Here is an 11,654-nt window from a genome sequence, read left to right on the forward strand (position 1 = left end):
TCGATAAAATAGTACCGAAAATATTACTCTCACTCATCTCTAAACTCCTTCGGTGTCATGCCAAATTCTTTTTTAAAGATAGAATAAAAGTATTGTAATGACGGATAGCCACACATCACTGAAATTTCTTGGATTGCGAGTGTTGTTGTGGCTAATAAATTTTGAGCGCGTTTGAGTTTCTCTTCATAAATAACAGTATGAATTGTTTTGCCAATTTCCTTTTTAAACCGTTGCTCTAAATTAGAACGCGACATATTAACTGCATCTAAAACTTGTTCTGTTTTTATCCCTTTACAGGCATTGTAATAAATATAATGCATAGCTTGAACAACAGTGGGATCGTTAAATGAGTGAAAGTCAGTTGAGCGCCGTTCAACAATTTTAACGGGGGGAACTAATATTCTTTGCTGTTTATCTGTTACATGCCCTTCTAGGGTTTGATGTAATAGCTTTGCAGCTAAATATCCCATTTGTCGTGAACCTTGCACAACAGAAGATAATGCAATACGAGATAAATAACGGGTCATATCTTCATCATCAATACCAATAATACTGATCTCTTCAGGTACATTTATATTTAAATTATCGCAGACTTGCAGTAAATGACGCGCTCGTGCATCTGTTACCGCAATAATGCCAGTTTGTGGTGGTAACGTTTGTATCCAATCAGATAAACGATTTTGCGCGTGTTGCCAATTTTCTTGCGTTATATCCATGCCGTTATAAACAATGCCTGGATATTTTTCACTGGTGACTAATTGGCGAAAAGCGTGCTCACGTTCATTAGACCAATGAGGATGATCTTTTGCTGGTAGGCCATAAAAAGCAAAGTGTTTCAGCCCTTTCTGTTTTAAATGTAAAAAGGCTTGTTGAACTAATTCATAATTATCAGTGGCGATATAAGGTACAGGCGGGTAACTTTTTTCTTGATGATAAGAGCCACCTACACCAATTACCGCTAACGATGATTGGCTTAAATGTTTCGCAATAATCGGATCATCAAAATCTGCAATAATACCGTCACAAACCCAGTGATTAATATTATCCACTCGAGTACGAAAATCTTCTTCAATAAATACATCCCAATGGCACTGCGATGCCTGAAGATATTCTCCAACACCCTCAACTACTTGTCGGTCATAGACTTTATTAGCGTTGAATAACAGCACAATACGAAAGTATTTATCTTTTTTCATTTTACTCTACCTGATTATCCAGCTACGCATTAAACCACAGCTTTAATTTTGCTAGAACTTGCTTTCATCGCTATGTGATTACTATCACACAAGCCAAATTTCGTAATAGCAAAGTAAAAAATAGGAATAACCAATGTTAAGAACAACGAGTATTTTGTTTTTAAACACGATTGCCGAGGAGATTTTTCATGTATCAGAATAACTTTAATAAATTAATTTCTAGGCAAAATACCTATAGCGCAAAATGGTGTAATAGTAACGCTAATGTTATTCCATTATCTGTTGCGGATATGGAAATTGCTGCGCCTGATTTTATTACAAACAGACTTGCTGAATTTAATCACAAGGGAATTTATGGTTATACCGATCTTAGCCATGATTGGAATAACGTTGCTGCTAATTGGTTTAAAAGCCAATATCAATGGATAGTTGCTCCTGAGACGATTGTATTTTGTCCTCGTGTTATACAAGCGGTTTCACTTTATATCCAGAATTTCACACAAATAGGCGATAAAATCACAACGCTATCTCCGGCTTATCATCCTATTAGTAATGCTGTTTGTGTAAATAACCGCGAGTTATTAGAAAGCCCGTTAATTTATCGTGACGGTTACTATGAAATTGATTTTGACGATCTAGAAAATAAGTTTAAACAATCGGTCTGTTTTATGTTGCTTTCACCACACAATCCAACAGGTACGGTATGGCAGCAAACTGATTTAATAAAAATAGCGAAGCTTGCACAAAAATATCACGTTTTTATTATTTCTGATGATGTACACGCAGATTTTGTTTTTGATGATGCTCGCTATCACCCTATTTCATCCTTAAACACCTATGTAGAACAACACTCTTTTATTTGCACATCTCCAGCTAAAACTTTCAATTTAGCAGGACTAGAGATAGCGAATATTGTGATTGCTAACCCTGAATACCGTGAAAAATTCAAGCAATGCTTAATTGCTGCAGGTATTCATAATCCTGGTTATTTTTCAGTTCCCGCTTTTTTACAAGCTTACACCTTACAAGGCCAACAATGGGTTGGTGAATTAAAAACGTACCTTGCTGATAACCGACGTTGGGTAAAAGAACAATGTGAACGTTATTTTCCCGATTGGGTTGTCACACAAAGTCATGGCACCTACATGCTATGGGTTAATTACCAAAAAATGCAGTTAACCGAAAAACAACTAAAACATTGGTTTGTTTCATTAGCCGAAGTGGAAATGAGTTGGGGGCGTGGTTTTGGTGCGGTTGGGGATGGTTTTTTCCGCATTAATATCGCGACACCTCGTTCAATATTAGAAACCGTTTTCACTCGGCTTATTCGTACCTTACCTCACGCCAGTTTGGAATAAATTATAATGAAAACGCAAACGATAAACAGCCCAAGAACGCCTACGCTTCTTGAATCACTCTTTCCTATTCTCACTATGGTGGTGTTATTAGGAGGAGGCTACGCCGCTTTTGATTTACCACCAGAACCATTAATGGTGCTTTCGACTGTTGTGGCTGCACTGTTAGTAAAACGGTTGGGATATCGCTATGACGAGATCTTAACTGCTATCTCACAAAAGATTGCTAAAACTATGCCTGCATTGCTGATTTTAATCAGTGTGGGCTTGTTAATAGGAACATGGATGATTGGTGGCACCATTCCACTGATGATCTATTACGGCTTGAAAATGATTAGCCCTGAAATGCTATATGTCACAGCATTATTGGTCACGTCATTGGTATCGGTCTGTACGGGAACATCATGGGGTTCTGCTGGAACCATTGGTGTTGCATTTATGGGCGTTGCAGTGGGCATGGAAGCAAACCTTGCGGCAACAGCCGGTGCTGTGGTTGCAGGGGCTTATTTTGGTGACAAGCTCTCACCATTATCAGGTGATACCAACCTTGCCGCAATGGCAGCAAGGATCGACCTTTATCAACATATTTGGCATTTACTTTATACCACATTGCCTTCGCTAATTTTAACGGCGATTGTGATGACTGTTTATGGCATGAATGGCGATTTAGCGGGTCAAGGTGTGCCAGAAAAAGTGACCTTAATTACCAATGGTCTTGAGAATGTTTATAACTTCAATCTTATTCTTCTCATTCCTGTATTGGTAATTCTATATGGTTCAGTAACGAAAAAGCCCACTATCCCTGTGATGCTAGCCTCTGCCGCAATTGCGATGTTTAACGCTTATCTTATTCAAGGCTTTGGTTTACATGACATAGTAAAAAGTGCGGTTGATGGTTTCAATGTCTCGATGATCCAAGGTAAAGAAGTTCCTGAATTGTTAGGTAATTTACTAAATCGTGGTGGCATGAATTCCATGATGAGCACTCTGCTTATCTGTTTCTGCGCCCTCTCTTTTGCTGGTACTTTATCGTTAAGTGGCGCATTAGAAGTGATTGTTCATGCATTGTTAAAAATGGTGCACTCAACAGGTTCGATGATCTTAGCCACAATTGTTTGTGGACTAACTATGATTGGCGTGACCTGTAATGGACAAATCTCAATCCTTATTCCTATCGAAATGTTACGTGGTGCCTATATTGAACGAGGCTTACATCCTAAAAATCTGGCACGTACTGTAGAAGACTCCGCCACTATCTTTGAACCTATTTTACCGTGGACCGCTGCCGGCGCTTATATGGCGGGTACATTAGGTGTTGCAACCTTAAGTTACTTACCTTGGGCTGTATTGTGCTGGAGTGGCATCTTCTTTGCCATGCTGTGGGGTTTTACGGGCTTTGGCATTGCCAAATTAACACCAGAAGAGCAGGAAGAAATGACTGCTGAACTTGGATCACATTCAGAATTACAACTTGATACTAAATAAGGACGGTTCCATGTCTTACTTTGATAAAATTGAACAAATTCAATATGAAGGCACAACAAGCGATAACCCATTAGCGTTTCGTTACTATAACCCTGATGAGATTATTTTGGGTAAACGAATGGAAGATCACTTAAGATTCGCAGCTTGTTATTGGCATAACTTCTGCTGGAATGGTTCTGATATGTTCGGTATCGGTACTTTTGATAGACCTTGGCAAACACCAGGTGAAGCTTTAGAGCAAGCTAAGCGTAAAGCTGATGTGGCCTTTGAATTCTTTCATAAGCTAAATGTTCCTTTCTATTGTTTTCATGATGTGGATGTGATTTCCGAAGGGAATAGCATCAATGAATATATTTCTAACATGGCGGCGATCACCGACGTATTAGCGGAAAAACAAGAAGAGACTAACGTTAAGCTATTATGGGGAACGGCAAATTGCTTCACTAATCCTCGTTATGGCGCGGGCGCGGCAACAAATCCTGATCCTGATGTTTTTGCATGGGCCGCAACACAAGTGTGTGAAGCGATGAAAGCGACAAAAGCACTGGGTGGTGAAAACTATGTATTATGGGGCGGGCGTGAAGGTTATGAAACCCTACTAAATACTGATTTACGCCAAGAAAGGGAGCAAATTGGCCGCTTTATGCAGATGGTGGTCGAGCACAAGCATAAAATTGGTTTCCAAGGCACATTATTGATTGAACCCAAACCTCAAGAGCCAACAAAACATCAGTATGATTATGATACTGCAACCGTTTATGGCTTCTTAAAGCAGTTTGGCCTTGAAAAAGAAGTAAAAGTAAACATTGAAGCAAACCACGCGACATTAGCAGGACATAGTTTCCACCATGAGATTGCAACTGCGATTGCGTTAGGCATTTTAGGCTCTGTTGATGCTAACCGTGGTGATCCTCAATTAGGTTGGGATACAGACCAATTCCCAAATAGCGTAGAAGAAAATGCACTAGTCATGTATGAAATTCTTAAATCAGGTGGCTTTACTACAGGTGGATTAAACTTTGATGCTAAAGTTCGTCGCCAAAGCAATGATAAATATGACCTATTCTACGGGCATATTTCAGGAATGGACACAATGGCAATGGCATTACGCATTGCGGCAAAAATGATCCAAGATGGCGGCCTTGATAAATTTACGGCACAACGTTATTCAGGTTGGAGTGCGGAGTTTGGTCAAAATATCTTACAAGGCAAATTAAGCCTTGAAGATGTGGCGAAATACGCACAAAGCAATACATTAGCGCCACAGTTACAAAGTGGGCGCCAAGAAATGCTAGAAAGTTTAGTGAATCGCTATATTTTTGGTTAATGGTATAAACGTAATAACACAGCGGGTTTTTCCGCTGTGTTTATTAATTAGATACAGGTCATGAGGTAATTTCATGTATTTAGGGCTAGATCTAGGCACTTCAAGCGTTAAAGCGATCATCATGAATGAGCAAGGCAAAGTTGTTGCCAGTCATTCTGTTTCTTTAGCAATATCACGCCCTCACCCTCAATGGTCAGAACAAGATCCACTGCAATGGTGGCAAGCAACGGAAGAAGCCATTCTTCAGCTTGGGCGCAGTTATCCGATGGATAAAATCGAAGCGATTGGATTAAGCGGACAAATGCATGGCGCCGTTTTACTTGATGCACAACAAGCGGTGCTACGTCCCGCCATCCTATGGAACGATGGGCGTAGTTTTAAACAGTGTCAGACGCTTGAGGCGCAATATCCTCAGTTTAAAAAAAATCACTGGTAACTTAGTTATGCCCGGCTTTACAGCCCCAAAACTACAATGGGTTGCTGAACATGAACCTGAAATCTTTCAACGTATTGCACATGTTTTATTACCTAAAGATTTTTTACGTTGGAAGATGAGCGGTAATTTTGCTAGTGATATGTCAGATTCAGCCGGTACGCTTTGGTTAGATATGCAAAAGCGAGATTGGAGTGATGAACTTTTAAATGCGACAGGATTAACACGTCGGCAGATGCCAACATTGTTTGAAGGTAATCAAATAACGGGCTATCTATTGGCTGATATTGCTGAAAAATGGCAAATGAAGCAAGTACCTATTATTGCTGGTGCTGGAGATAATGCGGCGGGGGCAATTGGTGTTGGTGTTTATCAACCTGGTCAGGCAATGCTCTCTTTGGGTACTTCAGGCGTTTATTTTGTTGTTAGCGAAAAATTTCTCCAAAATAGTGATAACGCAGTACACAGTTTTTGTCACGCATTACCCAATACTTGGCATTTAATGTCAGTGATGTTAAGTGCAGCATCATGTCTTGATTGGGTGTGTCAATTGACAGGAATTGAGAGTGTGAGTGCGATGTTTGAAGAAATTAAACACGCTACTTTTGCTCAGAATCCCCTGCTGTTTTTACCTTATCTTTCTGGTGAACGGACACCTTATAATAACCCTAATGCGAAAGGTATCTTTTGGGGATTAACCCATGAACATCAAAGAGCTGACTTATGCCAAGCTGTTCTTGAAGGTGTGAGTTTTGCATTACGACAAGGGATTGAAGTTGCTGATAATGCTGGACAATTAGCTGATAATATTACGTTAATTGGCGGTGGTGCCCGAAGTGAATATTGGCGACAACTTCTTGCAGATATTACTGGAAAAAATCTCGATTATCGTCAAGGTGGTGATGTTGGTCCCGCTCTTGGTGCTGCAAGACTCGCACAATTAGCCGTAAATCCAGCTTATTCATCACACGTTATTCTTTCTCAACCTAAGCTTGAACAACGCCATACGCCAAATTTAGAAAAACATAAAACATACGAAAAAAAATATCATGCTTTTAAAAAGTTATATTCATTAATAGAGACGATGGAAATATAACAATATTGCGTCAATATCAGGGTAAATTAATAGCGCTAATTTTTATTTATAAAGTTAGCGCCATTTTATCAATAATTAACGATATCCCCGAGTATGGTTTTTAGCTGACCAACTGTAGGTTTCATCACTAGGGGCTAGTTTTTGCTTCTTCTTGAGGGCTTGTGCTTTTTTGGTGGCTTTTTCAACTTCGAGGGAGATTTCGGTAATAATGGAGTCTTTGACTTTATTCATTTCGGCGTTAGTTAACTCACGGCCTAATTTCTTTTTCTCTTGACCTATTCGGGTTCTTACTCGCATTTGTTGGGCATCTGTCATTTCTTGGAGTGTCAGTTTCTTCATTCTATTACCCTACTTATGTTGAGTGAGGAGCTATTAATATAGCATTATTAAGACACCTCTCCATCATTATATTTTAAATTTGGGTAATTAATTTCTTATTACATTAAAGATGCATTACGCCTGAATATGTGCGTAATGCATAAACAATAACTTTAAATAATAAATTAAACTAATTGAAGAAATGCGGCTTTAAATCCATCAATGTCTTGCTGTGTTGTTGCCCACGAAGTACAAAGACGTAAACAACTTAAATTAGGATCATCAAGTAAAATACGGTGGAAAACAAATTGTTGAGTTAATTTTTCCGCAAGTGTATTTGGCAAAATAACAAAAACTTGGTTAGATTCTGGCGGTGCTAAAAATTCAAAACCTTGTGCAGTAAAGAATTCAGTTAATTGTGATGCCATTTCATTAAGGTGTTTACCTAATTTAAAATAGAGATCATCTTTAAATAAAGCTTCAAATTGCGCGCCTAATAACCAGCCTTTTGCTTGTAATCCACCCTTTTGTTTCAAGCTAAAACGGAAATCAGTTTTCAATGCAGGATGACAAATCACTAAGGTTTCAGCTGACATTGCACCAATTTTTGTACCACCAATATAAAAAGCATCGGTTAAACTGGCGATATCTTCAATAGTCAGATCACTTTGTGCGGACATTAATCCTGCGGCTAAACGCGCACCATCAAGATATAGCCATAAATTATGCTCGTTACAGAAGTTACGTAGCGCTTGTAACTCCGCTTTGCGATAAACCGTACCAATTTCTGTGGCATTGGTTATATAAACAAGCTTAGGTTGCACCCAATGTTCATCATTATGCTCAGCCAGAATAGGTTTTAACAATGCGGGAGTTAATTTGCCATCAGCAGAAAATGTGGTGATAACTTTATGCCCTGTAGCTTCAATAGCGCCGGTTTCATGTGTAGCAATATGTCCTGTACTCACAGAAATAACTGCTTGGTGTGGACGTAAAAAATGAGAAATCGCGGTTAAATTAGTGATGGTACCACCATTAAAAAAGTGAATATCCGCATCAGGCTGTTGAATACGCTGTTTTATTGATTGAGCCGCTTGATGACAAAGCATATCCATGCCATATCCATCATAGCGTTGCCCCACTGTATCCGTGATTGCCTTCATGACCGCAGGGTGTGCAATTTCATTATAATCATTTTGGAAGCGGTACATGTGTTCTCCTGTCGAATGTTGTGTTTTTATCGTGTTTTATAAAGAAAAACGCTCTACATCTAATCAATACATCGATTAAATGTAAAGCGCTTTAATATCTTGAAAAAGTAAGTTATTTAAAGCAGACCTCGCCCCAACGCGCTAAACCTGCGGTAACCGAACCGAAGTCATTTCCTTTCACAATAGGAATATTAGGTAATTGTTGTTCTATTGCTTGGCATAAAATCGGTGAACGCGCTGAGCCACCAGTCATAAAGATAGCGTCAGGTTTTATTCCCCCTTGTCGAACAGCGTCATTAACTAATTCAATCATTTTACTTTTAGGGGATTCAATCGATTCCACCATTTGTTCACGCTCAATGGTACATTCTAATGTTTCATTTAATAAGGCGATATTAGCAATATATTCAGGAGAATCTGATAAGGCAATTTTAGCCTCTTCAGCACGTCGAACAATGCTGTAACCCAGTGTTTCATTATACACTTCGATTAGACGAGCTATTTTCTCTGGTTCTTTTGCATCTCGTCTAAGTTGATTTAATGCAGCCAAATTTTGACGAGAATAAAAATCTTTTTGCGCTTCGACATTATTAATCGCAATAGGGTCCCAGAACTGTTTCAGCGGTAATTTAATGCCAGAAGAAGTTAATCCTGTCATACCGAATAAAGGCATAAGCTGTTTAAAAGCAAGATAAATATCAAGATCATTACCACCAACACGCTGTCCACTATGGGCAAGTAAGGTATTTGAACGGTCAGTTTTTCCTTGATAACTCGGCCCCATTTGAATTAATGAGCAATCAGTTGTACCACCACCAATATCAACGACTAATACAGTTTGGTCTTTAGTCAATGTCGATTCATATTCAAGCCCAGCAGCAACAGGTTCAAATTCAAACATAATATTCTTAAACCCAGCTCTTTTAGCTGCGCGGATAAGAATACTTTCTGCTTGTTTATTTGAAGATTCACCACCTAACCCATTAAAGTTAATTGGTTTGCCAATAACAGTATCTGTGATCGCTTCTTGTGTACTTTTTTCTGCTTGGTACTTAATATTTGCCATCATGGCACAAACTAAATCTTCAAAGAAGCTAATTTGTATATCGTGTAGGCCTGAAGCACCTAAAAAGGATTTAGGCGATTTAACGTAATAGACATCGCGCGGATCACGTAGATATAAACTTAGTGCGGATTGTCCGAAAAGAATATCTTCGGGTACTAATTCAATATCTTCTTCTCGATTAAACGCAATCGACTTTCTTAGTAATTGTTCGCCAATTTCACTGGAAGGTTTAATATTTAAATGGCGAAATAAGTGCTCAGAAACAGATTCACGGGTTGGCGCACAAAGGGTCGATGGAATATAGACATCATTACCTTCTAAAGGCAAAAGAGTGGGTTTTCCCTCTTTCATAATTGCAACAGAACAATTTGATGTTCCGTAGTCAAAGCCAATAAACATTTAGCCTCCCCAATAGACTTTCATTAAAAAAAGACTGAGCACTCTACATCAAGCTTTTTGCAATTACCATCAGATTATGGGGCTTAAAAGAGAGAAAATAAGTGTTGTAATAATTTTCGTTCAATGTGCGTTAGTAATCCCTATTTATCATTTAGATCAGATAAAAAGTAATTTTTATCACAACTCATTATTGTTAGGTTGGGTTTTAACCCACCTAAATAGCAGTCAACCGAGTCGGTAAATAAATGAAATAAGCACCCTACTGCAATGGCTTTTAATTTCCATGAGGGTAAAAACCATACACCCAAATAAACCAAAGCGGCCCAAACAGTGTGTAATGGATGAAAGCCAATGCTACAACGATTGGGATCAAAAATAGGTGTTGCTAACAAATGGTCAATATCAATCGCCATTGTTCCTATCATAAGCAGTGAGGCAAACTTCCAATTTTTACGCCAGAAAAGATACCCCAATAAAATAGGCACTAAAAAATGTAACCCGTAATGTAAAATTGTTCTGCTGATTTCAAATATCACAAAATCTCCGATATTTCTAAAAATACTTGTCACTTAATATACCAAATAGTTGTTGTCTTTTTTATTTGAACTAAATTTAAAGGAGTTTTTTTAATTTAGGAATTCATAATGAAACGCAATAAAATATTGGTTGCTCTATTATCCTCATTACTCTCTATTTCTATGGCTAGTGAAGCCTGCTCTAGTTTGGCTATACTTGATAAAAATAATAACGTTTATCAAGGTAGAACTCTTGAACTAACGGCTGATTTACCTTCATGGATCACTTATTATCCTAAAAATACACAATTTACAAAAAAAACGCCTAATGGTGAAAATGGCCTAAGTTATAGCAATAAATATGACATATTAGCCGTTACAACAGATATTTTTTTTGATGGTGATGATCATAACTTATTACAAGGTTTAAATAGTGCGGGGTTATCATTTAGCGCGAACATGATAACAGAAGCTGAATTATCACCACTTGATAAAAATGATTATGATAAAGCCATTCCCGTTACTTCGTTAGGTGAATGGGCATTAGCTAATTTCTCTACGGTTGAAGAAGTACAAAAAGCGGTTGAGTCAGGTTATTTTTGGGCTCCCGTGTTAAAAAACTTTGGTAATCTAAAATCGCCTTTTCACTATGCTTTCTATGATAAAAAAGGTGGCAGTATTGTCGTTGAAGCCACAAACGGTAAATTACACGTTTATCAAAACCCAACCCGTGTAATGACAAATGGTCCAGATTTTCCTTGGCATTTAACAAACCTTAACAACTATAGTCAATTAACTAATATCGATAAATCTTCAGGAAAATTAGCAAATATCAATGTTGTACAGCCTGATAGCGGCATTGCAACATCTCAATTACCTTCATCAGATACGTCTGTTGGCCGTTTTATTCGCGCGGTTTATTTTTCAACCTACGCACCAACAGCCGAATCGACACCTGAAGCGATGAATACCCTAGCGCACATTATGAATCGCTTTGATAGAACAAAAAATATCACGGCTGATATCATGGGAGAAAGTCAAAGCACCAGTAATCAACTGCAAACGGAATACACTGTTTGGACAACGTTATCTGATTTAACGAATGGTGTAATGAAAATAAGAGGCTATAACGATATGAACTATACCGAATATTCTCTTTCACAGTTTAAAGATATGAATAAACCTGTTTTTGAACAGATTAACTTGAATAAATAATCTTTCATCGTTGCGTTAGAGGCTGGCGGCTTATTATT

Annotated in this window: 9 protein-coding genes and 1 pseudogene; 5 read left to right on the forward strand and 5 right to left on the reverse strand. The window is 38.2% G+C overall.

All coding sequences use genetic code 11. From position 1 onward, the window contains the following. Positions 1-29: 29 nt before the first annotated feature. A complete protein-coding gene (locus CUB63_RS15545; protein ID WP_072063911.1) occupies positions 30-1,196 on the reverse strand; it encodes a XylR family transcriptional regulator in 1,167 nt (388 codons plus the stop codon). A gap of 188 nt (positions 1,197-1,384) precedes the next feature. On the opposite strand from CUB63_RS15545, the gene CUB63_RS15550 reads away from it, so the two are divergent. The 4 genes and pseudogenes from CUB63_RS15550 to xylB all read left to right on the forward strand — a co-directional run bounded on the left by CUB63_RS15550 (position 1,385) and on the right by xylB (position 6,892). Next, a complete protein-coding gene (locus CUB63_RS15550) occupies positions 1,385-2,554 on the forward strand; it encodes a MalY/PatB family protein (protein ID WP_109848448.1) in 1,170 nt (389 codons plus the stop codon). Between the two features lie 6 nt (positions 2,555-2,560). Then, positions 2,561-4,036: a Na+/H+ antiporter NhaC gene (gene nhaC / locus CUB63_RS15555; RefSeq protein WP_006536869.1), complete on the forward strand. Its 1,476-nt coding sequence runs from the start codon at positions 2,561-2,563 to the stop codon at positions 4,034-4,036. Between the two features lie 10 nt (positions 4,037-4,046). Continuing rightward, positions 4,047-5,363 (forward strand): xylose isomerase, encoded by a 1,317-nt coding sequence (xylA, locus tag CUB63_RS15560; protein WP_109848449.1) that lies wholly within the window; start codon positions 4,047-4,049, stop codon positions 5,361-5,363. Positions 5,364-5,436: 73 nt separating this feature from the next. Further along, positions 5,437-6,892 (forward strand): annotated as a pseudogene (xylB, locus tag CUB63_RS15565) (xylulokinase). A 75-nt stretch (positions 6,893-6,967) separates the two neighbouring features. Here xylB and CUB63_RS15570 read toward each other — a convergent pair. From CUB63_RS15570 to CUB63_RS15585, 4 genes are all read right to left on the reverse strand, one after another. Next, positions 6,968-7,231, reverse strand: a complete 264-nt coding sequence (locus CUB63_RS15570) for a YjbD family protein (RefSeq protein ID WP_072063915.1) — start codon at positions 7,229-7,231, stop codon at positions 6,968-6,970. 164 nt (positions 7,232-7,395) lie between these two features. Beyond that, the gene (locus CUB63_RS15575) at positions 7,396-8,421 is read right to left on the reverse strand and encodes a threonine aldolase family protein (RefSeq protein WP_109848450.1); all 1,026 of its coding nucleotides are present in this window, start codon (positions 8,419-8,421) and stop codon (positions 7,396-7,398) included. Between the two features lie 112 nt (positions 8,422-8,533). Continuing rightward, on the reverse strand, positions 8,534-9,886 hold the full coding sequence (yegD, locus tag CUB63_RS15580; protein WP_109848451.1) for a molecular chaperone: 1,353 nt from the start codon (positions 9,884-9,886) through the stop codon (positions 8,534-8,536). Positions 9,887-10,026: 140 nt separating this feature from the next. Further along, a complete protein-coding gene (locus CUB63_RS15585; RefSeq protein ID WP_109848452.1) occupies positions 10,027-10,422 on the reverse strand; it encodes a DUF6122 family protein in 396 nt (131 codons plus the stop codon). 105 nt (positions 10,423-10,527) lie between these two features. On the opposite strand from CUB63_RS15585, the gene CUB63_RS15590 reads away from it, so the two are divergent. Continuing rightward, on the forward strand, positions 10,528-11,616 hold the full coding sequence (locus tag CUB63_RS15590; protein ID WP_161669293.1) for a linear amide C-N hydrolase: 1,089 nt from the start codon (positions 10,528-10,530) through the stop codon (positions 11,614-11,616). Positions 11,617-11,654: the final 38 nt, after the last annotated feature.

The organism is Proteus penneri, from assembly GCF_003144535.1.
Taxonomy (GTDB): Bacteria; Pseudomonadota; Gammaproteobacteria; order Enterobacterales; family Enterobacteriaceae; genus Proteus; species Proteus penneri.

Excerpts from the sequence above, each read along its gene's own strand:
- CUB63_RS15550 (WP_109848448.1), top strand. The coding sequence starts at position 1,385 with ATGTATCAGAATAACTTTAATAAATTAATTTCTAGGCAAAATACCTAT.
- CUB63_RS15575 (WP_109848450.1), bottom strand. The coding sequence starts at position 8,421 with ATGTACCGCTTCCAAAATGATTATAATGAAATTGCACACCCTGCGGTC.
- nhaC (WP_006536869.1), top strand. The coding sequence starts at position 2,561 with ATGAAAACGCAAACGATAAACAGCCCAAGAACGCCTACGCTTCTTGAA.
- CUB63_RS15545 (WP_072063911.1), bottom strand. The coding sequence starts at position 1,196 with ATGAAAAAAGATAAATACTTTCGTATTGTGCTGTTATTCAACGCTAAT.
- CUB63_RS15570 (WP_072063915.1), bottom strand. The coding sequence starts at position 7,231 with ATGAAGAAACTGACACTCCAAGAAATGACAGATGCCCAACAAATGCGA.
- xylA (WP_109848449.1), top strand. The coding sequence starts at position 4,047 with ATGTCTTACTTTGATAAAATTGAACAAATTCAATATGAAGGCACAACA.
- yegD (WP_109848451.1), bottom strand. The coding sequence starts at position 9,886 with ATGTTTATTGGCTTTGACTACGGAACATCAAATTGTTCTGTTGCAATT.